General features: G+C 58.2%; 24 protein-coding genes. 12 read left to right on the plus strand and 12 right to left on the minus strand.

Annotation, left to right across the window (positions count from 1 at the left end; genetic code table 11):
- Both HMPREF2129_RS11030 and HMPREF2129_RS11355 read right to left on the minus strand, forming a co-directional pair.
- A partial coding sequence (locus HMPREF2129_RS11030; protein WP_156959272.1) for a hypothetical protein occupies positions 1–394 on the minus strand: 394 nt, incomplete at its 3' end.
- 23 nt (positions 395–417) lie between these two features.
- The gene (locus HMPREF2129_RS11355; protein WP_084576743.1) at positions 418–1,056 is read right to left on the minus strand and encodes a DUF3558 family protein; all 639 of its coding nucleotides are present in this window, start codon (positions 1,054–1,056) and stop codon (positions 418–420) included.
- 167 nt (positions 1,057–1,223) lie between these two features.
- Between HMPREF2129_RS11355 and HMPREF2129_RS10875 the strand changes: the two genes are divergently transcribed.
- Positions 1,224–1,565 (plus strand): transposase, encoded by a 342-nt coding sequence (locus HMPREF2129_RS10875; RefSeq protein ID WP_308410359.1) that lies wholly within the window; start codon positions 1,224–1,226, stop codon positions 1,563–1,565.
- 333 nt (positions 1,566–1,898) lie between these two features.
- Here the strand turns inward: HMPREF2129_RS10875 and HMPREF2129_RS10880 are convergent, their stop codons facing one another.
- The gene (locus HMPREF2129_RS10880) at positions 1,899–2,546 is read right to left on the minus strand and encodes a DUF3558 family protein (protein WP_084576747.1); all 648 of its coding nucleotides are present in this window, start codon (positions 2,544–2,546) and stop codon (positions 1,899–1,901) included.
- Between the two features lie 369 nt (positions 2,547–2,915).
- Here HMPREF2129_RS10880 and HMPREF2129_RS08645 point away from each other — a divergent pair, with 369 nt between their 5' ends.
- The 3 genes from HMPREF2129_RS08645 (at position 2,916) to HMPREF2129_RS08650 (ending at position 4,169) form a co-directional block, all read left to right on the plus strand.
- Positions 2,916–3,131 carry a helix-turn-helix transcriptional regulator gene (locus HMPREF2129_RS08645; protein ID WP_034665550.1) on the plus strand — a complete coding sequence of 72 codons (216 nt, stop codon included), beginning with the start codon at positions 2,916–2,918 and terminating at the stop codon, positions 3,129–3,131.
- A 115-nt stretch (positions 3,132–3,246) separates the two neighbouring features.
- Positions 3,247–3,399, plus strand: a complete 153-nt coding sequence (locus tag HMPREF2129_RS11260) for a hypothetical protein (RefSeq protein WP_232218135.1) — start codon at positions 3,247–3,249, stop codon at positions 3,397–3,399.
- Positions 3,366–4,169, plus strand: a complete 804-nt coding sequence (locus tag HMPREF2129_RS08650; protein ID WP_232218136.1) for a type II toxin-antitoxin system HipA family toxin — start codon at positions 3,366–3,368, stop codon at positions 4,167–4,169. The genes HMPREF2129_RS11260 and HMPREF2129_RS08650 overlap by 34 nt, the downstream gene beginning before the upstream one ends.
- A gap of 18 nt (positions 4,170–4,187) precedes the next feature.
- On the opposite strand, the gene HMPREF2129_RS08655 is transcribed toward HMPREF2129_RS08650, so the two are convergent.
- Positions 4,188–5,069: a hypothetical protein gene (locus HMPREF2129_RS08655; protein ID WP_034665552.1), complete on the minus strand. Its 882-nt coding sequence runs from the start codon at positions 5,067–5,069 to the stop codon at positions 4,188–4,190.
- Positions 5,070–5,127: 58 nt separating this feature from the next.
- Between HMPREF2129_RS08655 and HMPREF2129_RS08660 the strand changes: the two genes are divergently transcribed.
- Together HMPREF2129_RS08660 and HMPREF2129_RS08665 are read left to right on the plus strand one after the other, a co-directional pair.
- The gene (locus HMPREF2129_RS08660; protein WP_084576753.1) at positions 5,128–6,141 is read left to right on the plus strand and encodes a 1,4-dihydroxy-2-naphthoate polyprenyltransferase; all 1,014 of its coding nucleotides are present in this window, start codon (positions 5,128–5,130) and stop codon (positions 6,139–6,141) included.
- 42 nt (positions 6,142–6,183) lie between these two features.
- Positions 6,184–7,125 (plus strand): AEC family transporter, encoded by a 942-nt coding sequence (locus HMPREF2129_RS08665; protein ID WP_034665554.1) that lies wholly within the window; start codon positions 6,184–6,186, stop codon positions 7,123–7,125.
- A 9-nt stretch (positions 7,126–7,134) separates the two neighbouring features.
- On the opposite strand, the gene HMPREF2129_RS08670 is transcribed toward HMPREF2129_RS08665, so the two are convergent.
- Positions 7,135–7,473 carry a DUF4229 domain-containing protein gene (locus tag HMPREF2129_RS08670; protein WP_034665555.1) on the minus strand — a complete coding sequence of 113 codons (339 nt, stop codon included), beginning with the start codon at positions 7,471–7,473 and terminating at the stop codon, positions 7,135–7,137.
- Between the two features lie 60 nt (positions 7,474–7,533).
- On the opposite strand from HMPREF2129_RS08670, the gene HMPREF2129_RS08675 reads away from it, so the two are divergent.
- Complete coding sequence (locus tag HMPREF2129_RS08675) at positions 7,534–7,830, plus strand: hypothetical protein (protein ID WP_034665557.1); 297 nt, start codon at positions 7,534–7,536, stop codon at positions 7,828–7,830.
- A gap of 19 nt (positions 7,831–7,849) precedes the next feature.
- Here the strand turns inward: HMPREF2129_RS08675 and HMPREF2129_RS08680 are convergent, their stop codons facing one another.
- The 6 genes from HMPREF2129_RS08680 to HMPREF2129_RS08705 form a co-directional block, all read right to left on the minus strand.
- Positions 7,850–8,104, minus strand: a complete 255-nt coding sequence (locus HMPREF2129_RS08680; protein ID WP_034665560.1) for a helix-turn-helix domain-containing protein — start codon at positions 8,102–8,104, stop codon at positions 7,850–7,852.
- A gap of 106 nt (positions 8,105–8,210) precedes the next feature.
- Positions 8,211–9,227, minus strand: coding sequence for a c-type cytochrome biogenesis protein CcsB (ccsB, locus tag HMPREF2129_RS08685; protein WP_034665562.1), 1,017 nt, complete (start codon positions 9,225–9,227; stop codon positions 8,211–8,213).
- 61 nt (positions 9,228–9,288) lie between these two features.
- Positions 9,289–11,007 (minus strand): cytochrome c biogenesis protein ResB, encoded by a 1,719-nt coding sequence (locus tag HMPREF2129_RS08690; RefSeq protein ID WP_034665565.1) that lies wholly within the window; start codon positions 11,005–11,007, stop codon positions 9,289–9,291.
- Positions 11,008–11,032: 25 nt separating this feature from the next.
- Positions 11,033–11,815: a cytochrome c biogenesis CcdA family protein gene (locus HMPREF2129_RS08695; protein ID WP_034665568.1), complete on the minus strand. Its 783-nt coding sequence runs from the start codon at positions 11,813–11,815 to the stop codon at positions 11,033–11,035.
- On the minus strand, positions 11,816–12,415 hold the full coding sequence (locus tag HMPREF2129_RS08700) for a TlpA disulfide reductase family protein (RefSeq protein WP_034665570.1): 600 nt from the start codon (positions 12,413–12,415) through the stop codon (positions 11,816–11,818).
- Complete coding sequence (locus HMPREF2129_RS08705; protein ID WP_034665573.1) at positions 12,416–13,024, minus strand: histidine phosphatase family protein; 609 nt, start codon at positions 13,022–13,024, stop codon at positions 12,416–12,418.
- Positions 13,025–13,137: 113 nt separating this feature from the next.
- Between HMPREF2129_RS08705 and HMPREF2129_RS08710 the strand changes: the two genes are divergently transcribed.
- From HMPREF2129_RS08710 to galK, 5 genes are read left to right on the plus strand one after another with little or no spacing between them, the layout of a single operon-like run.
- Positions 13,138–14,031 carry an aldose 1-epimerase family protein gene (locus HMPREF2129_RS08710; RefSeq protein WP_052093075.1) on the plus strand — a complete coding sequence of 298 codons (894 nt, stop codon included), beginning with the start codon at positions 13,138–13,140 and terminating at the stop codon, positions 14,029–14,031.
- Between the two features lie 50 nt (positions 14,032–14,081).
- Positions 14,082–15,725 carry a sodium:solute symporter family protein gene (locus tag HMPREF2129_RS08715; protein ID WP_034665576.1) on the plus strand — a complete coding sequence of 548 codons (1,644 nt, stop codon included), beginning with the start codon at positions 14,082–14,084 and terminating at the stop codon, positions 15,723–15,725.
- 14 nt (positions 15,726–15,739) lie between these two features.
- A complete protein-coding gene (locus tag HMPREF2129_RS08720) occupies positions 15,740–16,000 on the plus strand; it encodes a hypothetical protein (RefSeq protein ID WP_034665578.1) in 261 nt (86 codons plus the stop codon).
- 9 nt (positions 16,001–16,009) lie between these two features.
- Positions 16,010–17,110: a galactose-1-phosphate uridylyltransferase gene (galT, locus tag HMPREF2129_RS08725; RefSeq protein ID WP_408605842.1), complete on the plus strand. Its 1,101-nt coding sequence runs from the start codon at positions 16,010–16,012 to the stop codon at positions 17,108–17,110.
- Positions 17,107–18,321, plus strand: a complete 1,215-nt coding sequence (gene galK, locus HMPREF2129_RS08730) for a galactokinase (protein WP_052093076.1) — start codon at positions 17,107–17,109, stop codon at positions 18,319–18,321. Before galT ends, galK begins: the two co-directional genes overlap by 4 nt.
- Before the next feature lies 1 nt (position 18,322).
- Here galK and HMPREF2129_RS08735 read toward each other — a convergent pair whose 3' ends face one another.
- A complete protein-coding gene (locus HMPREF2129_RS08735) occupies positions 18,323–19,111 on the minus strand; it encodes a DedA family protein (RefSeq protein WP_084576749.1) in 789 nt (262 codons plus the stop codon).
- Between the last annotated feature and the right edge of the window lie 6 nt (positions 19,112–19,117).

Here is a 19,117-nt window from a genome sequence, read left to right on the forward strand (position 1 = left end):
CCAAACTCCACGGCCGACCAGCAGCAGGAGGAACAACACTAAACGAATTCACCAAAGGAGCATCAGGGGTAGAAATACGCACACCACCAGAAACATCCCCACCACCAGAACGAAACGACTCCCCAATACCTGCATCAACAGCAACAAACCCATCCACCTGCTCACGCAACAACCCAGCAGCATTCGACAAAAACAACGCCAACCCCCGCGTCGCCTCAGGCTGACTAACCGAACTAATCACCTGATGCATCCGCCCCGCCTGATCCAAACCAGACACAGAAGAATAGCTAGTTAACTTTCCAAAGCCCGTGAACGAGCCTCGATTGTTGAGTTTCAGCGATGCGCCTTCCAGGAGGCTAGCACTGTGCTGAACAGCATTAACATCCAAATACATGTCGATTTCCCCCGATTGTAAATTTAGAGTTGATATAAGTTTTCCATAATTTGGACCGCGGATTCACATAGAGGATCCAAACTTTCTGGCTGTGTATTTTGAATAATCGATACCGAGAATTGTCCTCGAACCGTGTCTACGGCGGCTACACAGCCAAAGGTTGCTGGATTTTCTCCCCGATACGTCAAAAGGCCCGGGACAATGTCAGACGCAGAGCTGCTAATAATAGCCCCTGGCGTACTTTCCAAGTGAGCTCGAGTAACCGGAGTCGTGCCAATCGCGTACCCCCTGTGAAAATCAGGTCCAGCAAGGCCACAGCCGACATTTCCCCCCTCACGCCAATGTTGGCTACCAAATGTCTTTATCCCCGCTGCCGCGAATTCTTCCTCGGAGATTTCCTCACATGGGTCAAACATGCTGTCTTGGATTGCCTCGTAGTCAAAGTCGCCTAGAACCAAATCCCCACTAGCGAAGTGAAAAGCAGGCACCTCCGTCTGCGTCGGCTCCGATCCAGCGTTAGATGCCGATGACGCGCGTGACTCGTCTGTTGGGCTTGTCTCGTGCTGTTGGCCGGCTTGTCCGAATACGCCCGTCGCCGTGCAACTTGAAAGTACGCACACAGTGGCTACAGCCGTGAAGACAGTTGTTATCTGCTTGTGCATACTGCGATACCCCCAATTGTTGTGTTCCCCAGGTCAGCCCGAATTTTATCGGCCATAAGTAACAATGCCACGTTGTAAAGGCGAAGGGAACCTTTTTGTGTCCACTAAAGTGGACATCCTTCAAACCCGCTGCTTAAACGACTGAAGTGTCCCAGGTTTTGTTCCGTTTGAGTAGATGGGAAATTCGGAATATGCCAAGAAAATTTGACCAGGATGCAAAAGACCGTGTGGTTCGTCTTGTAGAGGACCGCATCTTGGCAGAAAATATGTCGATGCGAGCCGCGTGCCAGGCAGTAGCCCCAAAGCTGGGGGTTTCATGGCACACGGCTCGTCAATGGACTCAGCAGGCCCGTCGTGCGGGAAACATCCCAGAACCCGTACCTGAAGATCTGGCCACCGAAAACGCGAGGCTACGCCGTGAAAATCAAGAGCTACGCGACACTAATGACCTGCTCAAGGCCGCCTCAGCTTTTTTCGCGTCGGGACTCGACCCACAACGTCCAAAATGATCCGGTTTATCGATGAATACCGGAAGCGTTTCTGCGTCGAGTTCATCTGTAAGACGTTGAAGGATAACCGGGCTGGTGGGGTCAGGGTTAAAGGTCAAAAGTGTGTCTGGATCAGCTGATTTCTAATGGTTGACCTGCATTAACGTCAAAAGCATATGCTCTGCAGGCGTATATCTGGGCAATCGTTGCTCAATCCACGGTGTGGCTGTCGCGATGTGCTATATCCTGCGTGGTTGAGGGTGTCAGAGGGTTTGTGTGTGAGGCTTAGCTTAATTTCTTCAAATCTGAAGCTGCATTCTCGAGCAGCGATGCTGCCGACATAACTCTCCGCACCTACTTATTGATGTTGTAAAAACTTTCTAAAATCTGCACGGCTTGGGAACACAGTTCTTGACGAGGTGTATCCCCGAAAAGATCGTCGATGGCAACAGAAAATTGTCCTCGAGCGGTGTCTACGGTTGCGTAACAGATGTTCTCCTCCGCCTTAATTGGCCTGGTCACATACATTTGCGGGATTCGTTGAGACGGATTCTCATCCAAAAGCAGCCCGGTATTCCTAAATTCTTCGCGGTTACCAGGGCCAGCAATAAGCGCAGCATATTCGGAAGGGTCCTCAATCGAATCAAGCCTGCATACATTGAGGTTTCTGACTGCATCTCTGCGAGTCTTCCTATCGCTTGAGTACCCCACCGCCGCGAATTCCTCCACGGAAATCTCTTCACAGGGGTTAAACATATTGTTCTTTACTGTGGCCCGGTCAACAGCCTCAAGAACCAAATCCCCACTAGCAAAGTGAAAAGCGGGCACCTCCGTCTTCGTCGGCTCTGATCCAGCGTTAGATGTCGATGGCGTAGGTGCTTCTCCTATTGGACTTGTCTCGTGCCGTTGGCCACCTTGCCCCAATAAGCCTGTCGCCGCGCAACTTGAAAGCAAGCACACAGTGGCAACAGCCGTGATGACAGTTGTTATCCGCTTGCGCATACTGCGCTACCCCCGATTCTTGTGCTCCCCAGGACAGTCCGAATCTCATCGGACACAAACAACAATGCCACGTTTCAAGGACGCAGGAAACCTTTTTGTGTCCACTAAAGTAGACATCTACAAACTCACTGTTTGAATTGCTCAGGACCACCAAGCCATTGTTTCTCTCGGTCCACTAAAACCGGAACGAACACACCGACAATGCCAGCAACGGCGCCAAAAGTGTCCAACTAACATAAGAATCGGATTGATCGTTCCGCTTTTGCCCGCCTGTTGGTAACCTCATCCCCATAACCCAGCAAGTTCGGAGCGCTCGCTCTGGCACAATGCGACAACGGTTGCACGATGACACCAGAAAGGAGCTACCGCATGGACGTCAGCACACTTGGCCAGTTCGTTCGGGATCAACGCAAACGCATCGGCCTGACACAAGTAGACCTCGCTGACTTAGCGGGGGTCTCAGACCGTTTCCTGCGAGAGCTCGAAAAAGGTAAACCAACGGCTGAAGTGGGCAAGGTCATCACAGTTCTATCCACCCTCGGCTATGACCTAGAGCCCACGATCCACCGGGGAGACCTCCTGTGATTGTCGCAGACGTGTACAAGGCAGACGTACTTGTGGGTTACTTCTCACAGCACCCCGGTGGTGTCACCGAATTTGATTATAAAGACGACGCTGCTGTGGTCCCGTCGCAACCAGCTTGCCCCTTATACGTGCGCCTTATGTCACTTTTAGTGGGGCAATTCCCCCATTTTTCACCAACTTGCTGCCAGAAGGTCGACGTCTTTCTAACCTCAAGCGGACGGTGAAGCCATCGACTTGGACGGTGAACTCGACTTTTCTCAAGCGCTGACTGCCGCGGGAATCACCGACCCAATCGCTGTGCCGGGCGTGCAGGATAAAGCATCAGCTCGCACGATCGCAGCCCCAGTGAGTGGCGCTGACACCGAGTACATTCTTAAAGTTTCGCCCCCGGAGTACCCACGGCTCGTGGAAAATGAAGCCGCGTGCTTCAGCATCGCCCGCACCGCGGGGTTTCCGTTGGCGCAGGTGCATTTGCTTACTGACGTCCACTCCCGCCCCGGCCTTCTCATCTCCCGTTTCGATCGCGTGGGAGATCAACGACTTCATGTCGAGGACGCCGCTCAGATCATGGGGCTCTACCCCAGTGAGAAGTACTACCCATCAATGGAGGAGGTGGCACAAGCACTGATGTCGGTGAGTGCTTCGCCATTGCTCACAGCTCGCAATGTTGCTTTCCAGGTTGCGTTAGCGTGGCTGACGGGCAATGGTGATCTCCACGCCAAGAACATATCAATGATATGGCGCAATGGGATGCCGGAGGTGTCTCCCATTTACGATATTCCGTCGACACTCCCCTACGGCGACACCGCGATGGCGCTATCTATCCAGGGGCGCAAGGACAACATCAGCGGGAAAATCTTTCGAGCATTCTGCTCCGAGATCGGTTTGAATGAGAGGGCTACTGAGTCCGTCATGCGTCTTGCCCTGGAGGCCACTGAGGATGCAGCAGAGAAGATCATAACGGCGTCTGATTTCGACACTCGTCGCGCGCGGGATCTCCGTCGTATTTTAAGCCACCGCCGCGACCTATGGCTCTAAGCCCGTACGACCAGGGGCTTACTCCTCACCTGTGGGTTCGTCGAGAAGCACCGTGATGTCTTCATCGGTGTACGTGGCGGCGAGTTGAACATCGTTGCCCCCACCCCACTGGTTGCTGCGCACCAGGGCTTGGCGTTGGGACATGGGGATGATGGAGAACTCGCGCGGGTGGGGGAAAACTTGGCGGACGCGGTGGCCGGAGCGGAGGGCGCAGTGGTTGAGCCAGACGTCGTCCGCAAGCGGGGCTTTTCCTTGAAATTCCTTGCCGTGAGCGGCGACGAAATCCACCATCGAAGCTGGGTAGATCACCCCGGATACACCGGTAGCGAAGTGACGGAAAGAGGGTTCGGTAGTGAAGGTGGAGGTCCAGAGACGGTACGGCGCGAGGGCGCCATTAAACAATGTGATCGTATGCGCGCGATAGGCAACCACGTTGCGTGGGGATGCATCCGCGGCGTTGAGTAGCTTATCGACGAACCAACGCGGATACATCATGTCATCATCCACCGTGATCACGCGCACACCTTTGCCAGCGAACTCTTGGAAGGTGCCGTAGTACTTGGTGTGCGGACCGTACTTACCCTCAGAGCAACGCACATCAAGGCCACGGTGAACCAGACGTTTCAGGCCTGGTGGCCAGGGGCCGTGGAAGTCCTCCGCATCGAGCCACAAGATCACGGGCAGACGCACCGTGCCAACGAGGAGCGAAGCGATGGCATACACCGCGGTGGACAGGCGTTTGCCGTAGGTGGTCAGGGAAATAACGGTGTCACCGGCACCGGCTTCGGCAGCGCTGGGGAACGATAATGCGTGTGCCTTTGTAGCCAATAAGAGGCCAGGTTGGCGTGCGAAGGTACCCGCCGTATGGAGTACCTGGCGGACGGCATAGTCGATCCACATGAAGCGCTACTTTATCTCAGCTTCCCTCCACGACCACTTTGAGTGCATGATGGACAGCATGGATTCCGCGCCTCACACCTCCTCCCCCGATCCCGCTGACGTGCCAGAAGAAGGCAGTTCAGCCACGTTTCGCGACTGGTGGCAGGCAGCCCGCCCGCATACCTGGTTCAACGCCGTAGCGCCCGTGGTTGTGGGCACCGGCGCAGCCGCATACGAGTTTTGGTGGAGCCTGCCACAGGCCTTCTTGGCGCTCATTGTGGCCATGGGGCTCATCATTGGTGTGAACTACGCGAATGACTATTCCGACGGCGTGCGCGGGACCGATGATGACCGGACGGGCCCAGCGCGCCTCACTGCTTCCGGGAAAACCCGCCCGGAGAACGTCAAGCGGGCAGCGTTCATCTCTTTTGGTATCGCCGGTCTTGCCGGCCTGGTGCTGGCTCTGCCTGCGGAACCGTGGCTCATCCTCGTTGGCGCGGTGTGCATCCTCGCGGCGTGGTTCTACACCGGCGGGAAGAACCCGTACGGTTACCGGGGTTTGGGTGAGATTTCCGTATTCATCTTCTTCGGCCTCGTGGCGGTACTGGGCACCCAATTCACCCAGGTGCTCACGGTGACATGGGTGGGCGTGGCCTGCGCTGTGGCGGTGGGCGCGATCTCCGCGGCGATCAACCTGGCCAACAACATCCGGGACATCCCGACGGATAAGGAGGCCGGAAAGATCACCCTCGCCGTGAAACTGGGGGATAAACGCGCCCGCATCCTGTTTAGTGTGCTGACCCTGGTCCCCTTCGTGGTCACACTCATCCTTGCTACGACCCTCCTCACCACGTTGCTCGCTCTCGTGGCGCTGCCGTGGGCGATCAGCTCGATCATGGTGGTTCAGCGTGGCGCGCAAGGCCCGGACATGATCCCGGTGCTGGGGCGCAATGGGCGCGCCATGCTGGTGTGGTCCCTGGTCACTGCGGGCGCACTCACCGCTGCCTCCCCCATGTGGTGGGTGGGCGAAACAGTCCCTTACACCGTGGATGGAAACCAGGACTTTGGGTGGACCGTCTACATCGACCGGTAGCCAAAGCAAGCTTTTCAACGTTTCCCAAGGAGGCGCTTTTACGTGATCGATGTCTTAACCGGCTTCGCCATCATTTTTGTGGTGATCGGTGCCGGTTATGTGCTTGCACAACGAGGAGTGATTGGTGCTGGGGAGCAGCGCCTCATGTTCAACCGCGTCGCATACTGGGCGGCGTCGCCGGCATTGTTGTTCACCACGGTGGCAACCTCTGATGCAGCGACGTTTATCTCCCCCGTCGTGGTGGTGGTGTTCATTGCCACCGCGATCACCATGATGGTGTTCTGGGTCATCTCCCGATTGTTCTTCCAGGCGGATGTGCCAACTCGAATGGCTGGTGCGGCATCCGCCAGCTACTTCAACTCGGTGAATATCGGGCTGCCCATTGCCATCTACGTCATCGGTGATGCCGCGTACATGCCACCGGTACTGCTCATGCAGATGGTAATCGTCTCGCCGATTGTCATCGCGGGTTTAAGCGCGAACCCCACCGCCCCGGGTTCCCGCGGGCGCAATGTGTGGGAAGCGGTGAAATCAGGGTTGACCGCCCCTGTTGTTGTGGCACCACTCCTTGGCTTGGTCTTTGCTTCCATGGAGTGGACACTGCCTGATCCAGTGATGGCGCCACTAGAAATTTTGGCGGGGGCTTCCATCCCGATGATCCTGATGAGCTTCGGCGCCAGCCTCCGCGGCGGCGCGGTGCTGTCACCGGGGCCGGATAGGCCTGCAACCATCACGGCGTCAATCCTCAAACTCATGGTGATGCCCGCTATCGCCTGGGTCATCGGTGCGTTGGCTGGCCTTGAAGGTTCAGCACTCTACGCCGCAGTGATTCTTTCTGCTCTGCCCACCGCACAAAACGTGTACAACTACACCGCGAACTTCCGCGCCGGGGAAACCGTAGCTCGCGATACCGTGTTCATCACCACGTTTTTATCCCTGCCGGCGATGGTTGTGATCGCTTTACTCTTTGGCAAAGGGATTTAAAAAGGGACTTTAACGCCCCGCCAACTCATCGCTCACCCACTGCTTGCGGGCTTTGCGCTGGCTATTCCACACCGCCATCGCCTCAGTCGCTTCAACGCGTTGTTTGGTAAACACCAGCATGGACAGCGGGAACGCCACGATCAAGGCGAGCAATGCCGACATGACAATGGGCACCGGTGCGCCAATAAGCACGGCAGCGATCTGAATGATCACTGTTAGCAGAACGAAAAGGCCGAACCGTAGCGCCCCGTACTTCAATGCGGCGCGGTTTGCCCGCGAGCGGACCTCCGGGTCAACGGTTGGCGCGGAGTCTGTGTTCTGGTTCGTCTTTGGGTCTGTCACAGCCATTGACCTTAGCTGTCACCAGCGTTGTGTGGCGAACCAGTGGGAGCCAGTATGTTTGAAGGCATGGGTCGGTTAATTCTCTTACTGTTGATTGTTCTGGCTGTGTGGCTGCTCTGGCGTGCTTTCGGTCCCGGCAGTTCTGAACGGTACGGTTCGTTGCTTTCCAAGAATGTGGAGAAACCGCCCGCTATCAAGGGGCCGGACGATGATGAAGAGTTCCTGTGGAACATTGAGAAGAACCGGTTCAAGGAGCGCCGAGCGAAGGAAGAAGCCGAGCGCCGCGTCCGGGAAGAAGAGGAACGGCGTTTGCGCCGCGAGCAGCAGCAACAAAAGAAGCCAGAGGAGAACTCGGACGACTAGCTAGAGCCCCCACAGCCGATCAGTTGTCGGCCTTCTCCGTCCACTCCGGTTGGAGGCCCAGGGCCTGGGCGACGGCGACGACTTTTTCCCAGCGCACGCCGGCGCCGCCACGTTCGATAGTGTGCAGCGTTGAGCGCGAGATGCCAGCGGCGTCGGCGACTTCTTGTTGTAGCCGACCGGCCTCACGCCGGTGCTGGGCGAGGATAGCGCCGAGTTCAATCAGCACAGGGATGTCGCTGGCAGGCTTGCCTTGCTTGTTACGGGGGTTAGCCACGCGGGGGCTCCTTCATCGACGGGAGAGTAACAGGGTCTCAAGTGTGCGATAGTTGAAAAATCAACTTGTTAGTACAAGATACCCGTCCGCGAGGATTTTTTACAGCTTAGTTGAGTCCCGCGTAGGAGTGGAGGCCAGTTGCGACAAGATTAATGAAGAACAAGTTGAAGATACTTGTTACAAAAGCAGCGACGTTGATCCAGGCAGCCTTAGCATTCTTCCACCCGGCGGTAGCGCGAGCGTGGAGGTACGCGGCATACAGAATCCAGGTGATCAGTGCGACGGTTTCCTTCGGGTCCCACCCCCAGAAGCGACCCCAGGCAACCTCCCCCCAGATCGCGCCGAGCATGATGCCGATACCGAACACGGGCAGGGTGATAATCGCGGTGCGGTAGGCGTAGGAGTCCAACTTCTTGGCGCTGGGCAGTGGCTTCGCAATCGCACCGAAGAAGCCCTTCTCCTCCCCGCGCGGTTGCCAGATGCGCAGCAGGTACAGCAGGGAGAACATGCCGGAGATGAGGCCGATGGAAGCACCCACGGACACGGTTGAGACGTGGAAGGGGTACCAGAAGCTCTGCAGTGCTGGCACAAGCGGAGCAGCCTTGGCGTAGAGCACGGTTGCGGCCAGGAAGAGCAGCACGATATTCGGGGCGAGCAGCCATGGCCAGGTGGTGTGCCAGCCACGACGCTGGATGATCACGGCGGCGGCCACCATGGTCACGGCGGTCGAGGTGATCACAAACTCGTACATGTTGCCCATGGGGAAACGGCTCACGGACATGCCGCGCGTTACCACAGCCACCACGTGGAAGATGATGCCCACCCAGGTCAGATACTGGGTACTGCCAGCCATCTTGCGGGCGCGGAGACGAGCAGCGTCGATCTCCTCATCGGTGACGCCTGAGCTATCCAGCTCAGCCGAGCGTGACTTTTCCGCCCCGGTTCCGCCGCCCACCGCGACGAGTTCCTTCTCCTCCACCGCAGCACGTTCACGCTTAAGGTCGATGACGGCTTGTGCGCGCATGTAGTGAATGCAGGCAAGAATCAGGCAAACAATATAAACAGCGAATGCCGTACGCAGCGACAAATCTGATACGTCGGCGAGGGTGGAGTTGACCAGCATGCGAATAACCCTACTCCACGCACTCGCCCCGCACCAAGGCTGTGCGGCATATCACTGCACGTCAGTGCCATTCTTCGGCATCAGAGTCTTCTTCAAAATCAGTCTCATCGGGCTCTTGCTTATCGACGTCCCGGAGCACCGCCCCCACCACCTCATCGAACTCACTGCCCCACCCGGCGCGGTCTGTCCTGGCAAGTCCGGCGAGTTCAATGTGTGTTCCGCCACTAGCGGTAGGGGTGAAGCGGACCCACACGCGACGGCGTTTAATCAGCAAAGAACCAACGAGGGACCCCAGCAACAAGGTGGTGACCACGAGTGCCCACCCTTGGGTGGGGTCGCGGGATATTTGGTAGTTGGCGTATTCCGCGGCGCCGTCGAAACGCACGGTGATCTCCCCTCCTTCGGGGTTATCTCCTGCGGGAATGGTGGCTTCCTCACCAGCGCTGAGCATCACTCGATCAACCCGCTCCAAGTCACCGGAAGCGATGAGGGATTGATCGAGTTCAAAGAGGTTTTGCGGGCGGCCCGTATCCAGGCCGGCATCACCGATGTACAGGTCCAGGGAAACCGCCGGGTCATTCATGGAGGGGAAAGCCGACTGGAGCATATCCCCATTCGGTCCAGTCCACGCGGCGGTGGGGGAAAACACGCCCTCGATAGCAATCTGGTTTTGGCGGCGCTCCATCAGATCCGGGTACATGCCTGCCGGCGGATCAAAGCGCATGACACCAGTGGACAAGAAGAAGGTCAGGTCCGTGGGGCGGAACTGAACCATCTGGGTGCGCGTTTCACCGTTCGGCCAGGTCACGGTGATTTGTGGGGCAAAGCCGTGGCCCTGCAGATACACACGATCCCCGCCCACGCGCAGCGGGTGATTCACTCGTACGGTGTAGTCCTCCCAGCCAGGCTGGTTCTCCCTCGGGTTCTTCGGCGGAGTGGAAGCCATTGCCTCCCCTTCCGCATAGGACACCGTGGAGGAGAAAGTGTCAGCTTGGCCATTAGGCAGGTAGTCCGCAGTGAAGTTGTGGGAGACGAAGCAGAAGGGGGTGAGCCCGGTGCCGTCGAAAAGCGGGCCGGCGCGGAAAGTATCAAAGTTGGCGAGTGACGTATTGCAGAATTCGCGCGACTGCTCCACGGGCACCGCGAACTCCGATTCTGAATTGGTCACCACGATGACCTGGCCTTCGTAGAACACCATCCGGCCAAATGCGAACACCGCGATGATGGCCACGATGGCCACGTGGAAGATGAGGTTAGCCAACTCACGCGAATAGCCGCGTTCCGCGGAGATGGACACTGCCCCCGCGCGATCTTCCTCCGCCGTGTACTCCGCCACACGCCACCGCTTGAACTGGTCTTTTGCGTGCTGCACCGCTTCTTCAAGCGAGCTATCCACATCGCCACTGGCATGAAACGGCATGCGGTGCAGGTACTTCGGCGCACGCGTCGGCTTCGCTTTATACGCACGGTAATGATCGATGGACCGCGGAATGATGCAACCGATCAAGGAGATGATCAGCAGTGTCAGCAGCGCAACGAAGAAGGGGGAGGCGAACACATCGAACAAACTCAATGCGTCATAAATCTTGCCCATCGTCGGGTTCGCCGCGATGTACTCATCCACCTTGCTCGCGTTCACTTCCCGCTGGGGCAACAGCGCACCCGGCACCGCAACGACGGACAGCAGGAACAACAACACCAGCGCTGTGCGCATACTGGTCAACCAGTGCCAGGTGCGCTTAGCCCAGAGTGACACGGAGGATTTCGCGGAAGAGAGCATAGGAATCTATCGAGTGTTCGCAGTTCTAGAGCACGGTGGCGCCGTAACCGACAACCAGCTGGCGGGTCCAGGAGATGAACACATTCCAGGCCCCGGTGAGCAGCAACAAACCAACCAGCACCATGGCAACACCGCCGATGATTTGGATGGTACGCGAATGCTTACGCAAAAAGCCCACGGCCTCCACCATCTTGGCGGAGCCCAGCGCCAGGAGCAGGAAGGGAATACCAAGGCCAAGGCAATAAGCAATCACCAGCACAATGCCGCGGGCAGCGGTCATGCCTTCTGTTCCCACGGAGACAGAGATCACCGCGCCAAGCGTCGGCCCCACACACGGGGTCCAGCCGAGTGCAAACACCCCGCCAAGCAACGGCGCGCCCAGCCACGTCGCCCATTTCTTGGGCTGCATGCGAGTGTCTTTCTGCAGAATCGGCACACTGCCCATGAACACCAGGCCCATGATGATGGTCACCACACCACCAATGCGCATCAACGTGTCCGAGTTCAGCGCAATAACACTGATAGCGCCGAAGACAGTTACCGTGGCCAGCAGGAACACCGCAGTAAAGCCCGCAATGAACAACGCCGCCGCAACGACCACCGCCCCTTGACGGCGTTTACCCACGGTGACTTCCCCGTTTTTCACCTCCACTTCCCCACCGACAATGCCGGTGAGATACGACAGGTATCCCGGCACAAGCGGGATCACGCAGGGGGACGCAAAAGACACGAGGCCGGCCACGGCTGCGGCGAAGAAGCCTGCGAAAAGCGGGCCGTTAGAAACCAGGTCCGCAAACGTGTGGCCCATTTAATTTTCACCCGCCAGGCGATCCGTGACCTCGATAATCTCGGATGCCGTCACCTCACGCAGGAACACTGCCGCGGGACGGTGCTGCTTGTCCAGGATGACCGTGGTGGGAATGACGGAAGTAGGAATACCGCCCAAGGCAGCAGCAGTCCGGAACGGCGGGTCATAAATAGAGGGGTAGGTCGCCCCGTTGTCCGTGAGAAAATCCCGGGAGATCTCCGGCTGGTAGTCGCGGACATTGATGCCCAGGATCGTGCCTGATGGCTTACCGTCAACGGTCCGACCCGTCAGATGTTCCTGCACCTCCTGCAGGTCATCCACCTCCGCACGGCACGGCGCACACCACTGACCCCACGCGTTGAGCACCACCATCTGGTCCTCAAAGTCGGACAGAGAAATCTGCGTGCCCGGTTCCATCAAAGACTCACCGGAGAACTCCGACAAGGGGGCACGATCAGCCTCATCGTAGAAAATCTCCACCTGGCCGCCGGGTGAGTGAAAAGCGAAAGTCTCACTCGAACCAGGCACCGCGCAGGCGGACAGCCCGAACGCGCCGAGGAGTGCCACGCCTGACAGAACCATCGCATGAAAGCGGCGCATCTAAATCCCCTTCGCCGGTTCGGCGTAGGACCAGGACTTCAGGGTGTCCCCTTCAAAAACCAAGGAGGTCACACTAGCCAAGTCACACTTACGTGTTGCCGGGTTGTGCGGCAAGGACTTGCCTTGCGCCCAACGCTGCACCATCACGATGGGTAGCTGGTGGGACACCAGCACGGCCTCATGGCCCTCAGCCTCAGCACGAGCCTTATCTATGGCACGTCGCATTCGCTCCAAAATCTCCGTATAGGGCTCACCCCAGCTGGGCTTCAACGGGTTGACCATGTGACGCCACCGGATCGGATTGAACAGCTGGCTGCGCCAACCTTTAGTGCGCAAGCCCTCGAAGATATTGCCGGACTCAATGAGATCACGGTCCGTCTGGATCTCCAACCCAAGGACCTCCGCGATCGGTGTTGCGGTTTCCTGCACGCGCTCCAGCGGGGACGCCGCCAGGTAAGTGACGTCTTTGCCTTCGAAGCTCGCGGCAGTACGTGCCGCCATGGAACGGCCGCGGGCACTCAAGTGGAAATCCGGGAGACGCCCGTAGAGCAATTTCTGCGGGTTGTGCACTTCACCGTGTCGTACGAGGTGGACAACGGTCTCAACCATGACAAGCCCTCCTCTTTCAACTGCAATTTTCATGGAATGACAGAATGCGTTTACTAATCCTATTGGTTGATACCGCTTTCATGACGGAGGGGGCACCCATGGATAATTGACCTATGGGTGTTCACACGATCCCGGAAGTAACGCTGCGAAAAGTCGCTGACCATGACGTCACCGCGATTATCACCGCCTCAGGTGCTGCTATTCGACGTTTGGAGGTGGACGCCCGCCCCCTACTCAAGAGCTTCGAACCCGCTCAACGCCCGCCAGGAGCCGCCAATATTGTGCTGGCACCATGGCCGAACCGTGTTGCGGATGCAACATTTACCTTCAACGGTATAACCCACCAGTTGGAGGTCACCGAACCCGAACGCGGGCATGCACTCCACGGCTTCACATGGGGCCGGATTTTCAACATTGTGGATCACACGAATGACAGTGCGACGCTGCGCACCATCCTTGGTCCCGAACCTGGGTGGCCGTGGCAGATTGAGCTCACGGTGACCTACACGCTCACAGACACCGGCATCACCGGCACGATGACAGCGCACAACATCACCCCGGCCGGGGGTGAGCATGGTCCCGCACCATGCGCGTTGGGCGTACACACCTACTTGGACCCCCAAGGCGCACCCCTGGATGAATGCACACTGCACCACACCATCGAGCAGCACCAACCAGTGGATTCCCGCAACATCCCAACCGGTCCACGCCAGCCGTGGCCGGCAAGCCCCATGGACATGAACGGGGTGCAACTCGACGATGCCGGGGTTGATCCGGTGAAACGCCCACATATTGCCCGGTTGGTGAGGGAGGATGGATGTGGGGTGGAACTGGAGGCATCGAAAAGCATGACCTGGACCCAGATTTTCACCTCCCCGCAGCGGGAGCTGGCCGTCGAACCGATGACCGCGCCCCCAAATGCCCTGGCCACAGGCGAAGACGTGACCGTGCTGGCTCCTGGTGAACGCATGAGCGTGACCTGGTCAGTGCGGGCGATAAATAACTGAAATAACTGAACAACGTAAACCCGTAACTCAACAGAAAGCGAGTGTCAGCCATGGATACAGCACTAAGGCTCGACGCCACCTGGGTCGACTACATGCTCGTCGCGGTCTTTTTCGTGTTCGTGCTGGGAATTGGGTGGGCCGCGAAGCGCGGCGTGTCCTCGTCGATTGACTTCTTCCTCTCCGGTCGCGGACTGCCCGCCTGGATCACCGGTTTGGCCTTCATTTCCGCCAACCTCGGCGCGGTAGAGATCATCGGTATGTCCGCCAACGGTGTGGAATACGGCGTGCAAACCATGCACTATTTCTGGATTGGTGCCGTGCCCGCCATGATCTTCCTGGGCATTGTGATGATGCCGTTCTACTACGGCTCCAAAGTCCGCTCCGTGCCCGAATTCATGCTCAAACGTTTTGGCCCGGCAGCCCACCTGGTGAACGCGATTTCTTTCGCCGTGGCGCAGCTGCTGATCGCCGGCGTGAACCTGTTCCTGTTGGCCACGGTGGTAGAAGCGCTGCTGGGGTGGCCATTGTGGGCCACACTCGTGGTGGCCGCCGCCATCGTTCTGGCCTACATCACCCTGGGCGGCCTATCTGCGGCGATCTACAACGAGGTGCTGCAGTTCTTCGTCATCGTTGCAGCTTTGCTACCGCTGACCATCATTGGTCTGCGCCACGTTGGCGGCTGGAGTGGCTTGAAAGAATCCATCAACGATCCCAGCCACTTTTCCACCTGGCCCGGCCAAGAAATTTCTGGCTTTGCCAGCCCGGTGTGGTCCGTCGTGGGCATTGTGTTCGGCCTCGGCTTCGTGCTGTCCTTCGGTTACTGGACCACGAACTTCGTTGAGGTTCAGCGCGCAATGGCGTCTGAATCGCTCTCCTCAGCGCGCAAAACACCGATCATCGGCGCATTCCCCAAAATGTTCATCCCCTTCATCGTGGTTGTGCCCGGCATGGTCGCTTCCGTCCTGGTCACACCGATCATGGAGGGTAATGCCAAACCGAATGAAGCGGTGCTTTACCTCATGCGTGATTTACTGCCTAACGGTTTGCTCGGCGTAGGTATTGCGGGTCTACTCGCTGCTTTCATGGCGGGCATGGCAGCGAACATTTCGTCTTTCAACACCGTGTTCAGCTACGACCTGTGGCAGACCTATGTGGTCAAGGACAAGGACGATGATTACTACCTGCGTGTTGGCCGCCTGGCCACCGTGGGCGCAACCGTGATCGCTGTATTCACAGCGCTGCTTGCCGCGAACTTTGGCAACATCATGGACTACCTGCAAACGCTGTTCGGCTTCTTCAACGCCCCACTGTTTGCCACCTTCATCCTGGGTATGTTCTGGAAGCGCATGACTCCGCACGCCGGTTGGTCCGGCCTCGTGGCTGGTACCGCTGCAGCCATTGCGTTCTGGGCGTGCTCGCTGGGTGAAAACCCGTTGGTGAGCTTGCCAGGCCAGGGAACCGCTTTCGTTGCGGCTTCGCTTGCGTTCACGGTGGACATCCTCGTGTCCATCATCGTCTCCCTGTTCACCACCCCGAAGCCGGATGAGGAACTTGTGGGCTTTGTCCGCAGTGTCACCCCGAAGGATCAGCTTGTTGATGCGTCTGAGGCCACCTTGCCGTGGTACCAGCGCACCATCCCGCTGGGTGTCATCGCCCTTGCCCTTGTCATCGGCCTGAACTTGATGTTCCTCTAAAGGAAGTGATTCTTATGGCTAATTCACAAGCAGAAACCGCAACATTTGATATCCGTAACGTGATTGGGGCGCTGCTCGGTTTTTACGGGCTTGTGCTGATCATCTGTTCCTTCGTGCTCGACCCGGGATTCAATACGGACGAGCAGATCTCCAAGGAGTCCAGTGACAACCTGTGGGTGGGTATCGCCCTTGCCGTCGCAGCGCTGGTGTTCTTCCTGTGGGCACGGTTGCGCCCGATCGCCTTCAACCCCGACACGTTGGAAGCAGCAGATTAGATGACTGAGCTGAAAATCACACGCACCACCCTGTCGGATAGCCGGGAGCTTATCTACTTCGATGAACCCGGCACGCCCGATCGCACTGCCGCCGATGAGCGTGGTTTGCCGGAGGTGCTCACCGAATCCTGGATGCGGCGTGACCCGTTGACCGGCGAGTGGGCGATCTATGCGGCTCACCGCCAGAATCGGACGTTCCTCCCACCCGCGAATGAGGACCCGTTGGCACCGACGCGCCCTGGTCAGAAGCCCAGCGAGATCCCGGAGGATGACTACCAGGTTGTCGTGTTTGAGAACCGCTTCCCGTCCCTGAGCATGCGGTTGGATATCCCGGAAGGCTACGCCCCTTTCGTGGATGGTCAGGAGCTTTTTGAGCGCGCGCCCGCGTTCTCACGCTGCGAGGTCGTGTGTTTCACACCGGATGCGGAGGGCTCCTTCAAGGATCTTCCGCTTACCCGCAAGCGTGCGCTTATCGACGTCTGGGCGCACCGCACCGCTGAACTTTCCGCCCTCGAACCGGTCAAAGCTGTCTTCCCGTTTGAGAACCGCGGTGAGGAAATCGGTGTGACCTTGCACCATCCGCACGGGCAGATTTATTCCTACCCGTTCGTCCCGCCCCGCATGGCCGCCATTGCCCGTCAGGCTCAGGCTCATCGTGAAACGTATGGCACATCGCTTTTCGACGCGCTCTTGGCCGCCGAACTCGCCTCCGCCACCCGCATCATCGAGGAGACAGATCACTTCGTCGTGTTCACTCCCGCTGCGGCGAAGTGGCCACTGGAAGTCATGGTGATGGCCAAGCGCGCAGTACCGAATTTCGCTGAACTGACCACCGCTGAACGCGATGACCTGGCAGTGATCTGCGACAAACTGTTTAAGGCTGTGGATCAGTTCTTCCCCGGTATAGAGCGCACCCCGTACATCGCCGCATGGAACCAAGCCCCGGTGGATGCCCCGGAGGATGGGCGCTTCCACCTCCAGCTGTTCTCCCTCATGCGCTCCCCTGGCCGCATGAAGTTTTTGGCCGGCAGTGAATCCGGTATGGGTGCGTGGATCAATGACACCACCCCGGAAACCATTGCCGCCACGTTGAAGGAGGCATACCAGTGATTGTTTCTTCCACCCGCAGCCCCAAACAGTTGGCTACTGATGTGCGCGCGTTTTTCACCGAGCACATCGGGGGCGACGCTACCGGTGTGTGGGTTGCTCCTGGTCGTGTGAACCTCATTGGTGATCACGTGGACTATGCCTTCGGCGTGTGCCTGCCGTTTGCCACCACCATGGCCACAGCCGTGGCCGCCCGTGTGCGGGAGGACAACACGGTGCGTATGGTCTCCCACTCCCCCAACGGCGATATCCTCGATGCTGAAGTTGATCTTGCGGACCTGTCAGCGATCAGCACTGAACCTGGGTGTTTGCCTGACTGGCGTGGCTACATCGCCGGCACTGTTCACGCCCTCATCGGCAGCGATGCCGGCACCGGCCTGGACATCGCGGTGATTTCCGATGTGCCCTTAGGGTCTGGCCTGTCTAGTTCCGCCGCACTGGAGTGCGCCGTTGCTGTTACCGTGCGTGATCTCCTTGCCCCGGCCACGACTGATGAGCAGATCATCGCTGCCACCATGCGCGCTGAAAACCACTACGTGGGCGCCAATACCGGTGGCTTGGACCAAAATGCGGTTGTTCGTGGCCGTCAAGGTTTTGCCCTCGCCCTCGATTTCTTGGCTGGCACCCACGAACAGGTTCCGTGTGACTGGGAGGGCTACCAGCTCTTGGTTTCGGATAGCCGCGTGGAACACTCCCACGTCACGGGTGAGTACAGTTCCCGGCGCGGACTCATCGACCAGGTTGCTGCAGCCCTTAACTGCACGTTCCGGGAGGATGATGTGGTGGATCGCGCCGTGGAGTGGGCGTCTTCAGCTGAATCCGGTTATACCGCTCTTAGCGGTGCAACAGTGCGCCGCCGCGTACGCCACGTTCACAGTGAAACTGCCCGCACCATCCATGCGATTGAGGCGCTCAAGGCTGGCGATATCCCCCGGTTTGGTCAGCTGATGAATGAAAGCCACGCCTCTTTGCGCGATGATTTTGAGATCGTCCCGGATGCCCTCGAAACGGCAGTGCAGGCCGCACTGTCTGCCGGAGCGGTGGGTGCCCGCATCACCGGTGGTGGTTTTGGCGGTTCCATCATCGCCCTATGCCGCGAAGAAGATGTTGAGGCGGTGGCCGCAGCGATCAATGCTGACACTGCTGCACAAGGCCATCCCACTCCGGTGATCTACGCCACCAGCGCCCAAGACGGCGCCCGGCGCGTCGATTAGCTCACGCTTTCCGGGCGGTCTTGGACTGCCCGCGAAAGACCCCAAAGAGCACCACGACGATGAGACCAATGGCGATCCAGTTGGCTACCTTTGAGTACTGCTCAAGCACGTAGACGACTGGCTCGCCGATCATCCAGCCCAGGCCGAAGTAGAGGAAGGACCACAAGGTCTTCGCCACAAAGTCAAGGATCATGAACTTCTTCACATCCATGCCGGTTGCACCGCACATGACAAAGACAACGAAGGCGATGGGCAACGGAATAGGCAGATACGCCAAGAAAATGGCCACCCACCCGAGGCGGTGAAACCAGCCCTCCACGCGCTTGAAATTCTTTGCCGTGCGCTTGGAGTTTTGTGCCTGTACTTCCAGGATGCCCCGGCCCCACAGCTTGCCGGCCCACCAGTAGACCCAGTCAAACTTGATGTTCACCAGCGAGCCGATGAGCAGGAACCACAACCAGCCCGGTGCTTCCCCGACAGCAGCGAGCGCCCCCGTGGATGCCGCACCAATGCGCGAGCCCGTCACAGCCAGCAGGATCGGCGGATCCAAACCAAGCAGCCAGGCGCGCAGCGGAATCATGGACATACCAAAGATGCCCACAAAGCCAAACCAGGCAAGGCACCAGTAGTCTGACTTCGTCGGCTTAGAATTCCACGGCAGGCCTGGTTGCTCCCACCATTCGGGGTCCTCTTTATCTGATCCCTCCGGCGCCACTGAAGTATCTAGTTGCTCTAGTTCAACCGGATCAACGATCTCCTCGTTGTCCTCTGGCTCCTGCTCCTTGTGCATAGGACT

This window comes from Corynebacterium tuscaniense DNF00037 (genome assembly GCF_000759055.1).
Classification (GTDB): Bacteria; Actinomycetota; Actinomycetes; order Mycobacteriales; family Mycobacteriaceae; genus Corynebacterium; species Corynebacterium tuscaniense.

What these genes read in the sequence shown, in the direction of transcription:
- HMPREF2129_RS08675 (WP_034665557.1), top strand. Translation starts at nt 7,534, where the DNA reads ATGGGTCGGTTAATTCTCTTACTGTTGATTGTTCTGGCTGTGTGGCTG.
- ccsB (WP_034665562.1), bottom strand. Translation starts at nt 9,227, where the DNA reads ATGCTGGTCAACTCCACCCTCGCCGACGTATCAGATTTGTCGCTGCGT.
- HMPREF2129_RS08645 (WP_034665550.1), top strand. Translation starts at nt 2,916, where the DNA reads ATGGACGTCAGCACACTTGGCCAGTTCGTTCGGGATCAACGCAAACGC.
- HMPREF2129_RS08720 (WP_034665578.1), top strand. Translation starts at nt 15,740, where the DNA reads ATGGCTAATTCACAAGCAGAAACCGCAACATTTGATATCCGTAACGTG.
- HMPREF2129_RS08660 (WP_084576753.1), top strand. Translation starts at nt 5,128, where the DNA reads ATGGATTCCGCGCCTCACACCTCCTCCCCCGATCCCGCTGACGTGCCA.
- HMPREF2129_RS08670 (WP_034665555.1), bottom strand. Translation starts at nt 7,473, where the DNA reads ATGGCTGTGACAGACCCAAAGACGAACCAGAACACAGACTCCGCGCCA.
- HMPREF2129_RS11355 (WP_084576743.1), bottom strand. Translation starts at nt 1,056, where the DNA reads ATGCACAAGCAGATAACAACTGTCTTCACGGCTGTAGCCACTGTGTGC.
- HMPREF2129_RS08700 (WP_034665570.1), bottom strand. Translation starts at nt 12,415, where the DNA reads ATGCGCCGCTTTCATGCGATGGTTCTGTCAGGCGTGGCACTCCTCGGC.
- HMPREF2129_RS08735 (WP_084576749.1), bottom strand. Translation starts at nt 19,111, where the DNA reads ATGCACAAGGAGCAGGAGCCAGAGGACAACGAGGAGATCGTTGATCCG.
- HMPREF2129_RS08695 (WP_034665568.1), bottom strand. Translation starts at nt 11,815, where the DNA reads ATGGGCCACACGTTTGCGGACCTGGTTTCTAACGGCCCGCTTTTCGCA.
- HMPREF2129_RS08710 (WP_052093075.1), top strand. Translation starts at nt 13,138, where the DNA reads ATGGGTGTTCACACGATCCCGGAAGTAACGCTGCGAAAAGTCGCTGAC.
- HMPREF2129_RS08655 (WP_034665552.1), bottom strand. Translation starts at nt 5,069, where the DNA reads ATGTGGATCGACTATGCCGTCCGCCAGGTACTCCATACGGCGGGTACC.
- HMPREF2129_RS08690 (WP_034665565.1), bottom strand. Translation starts at nt 11,007, where the DNA reads ATGCTCTCTTCCGCGAAATCCTCCGTGTCACTCTGGGCTAAGCGCACC.
- HMPREF2129_RS10880 (WP_084576747.1), bottom strand. Translation starts at nt 2,546, where the DNA reads ATGCGCAAGCGGATAACAACTGTCATCACGGCTGTTGCCACTGTGTGC.
- HMPREF2129_RS08705 (WP_034665573.1), bottom strand. Translation starts at nt 13,024, where the DNA reads ATGGTTGAGACCGTTGTCCACCTCGTACGACACGGTGAAGTGCACAAC.
- HMPREF2129_RS08715 (WP_034665576.1), top strand. Translation starts at nt 14,082, where the DNA reads ATGGATACAGCACTAAGGCTCGACGCCACCTGGGTCGACTACATGCTC.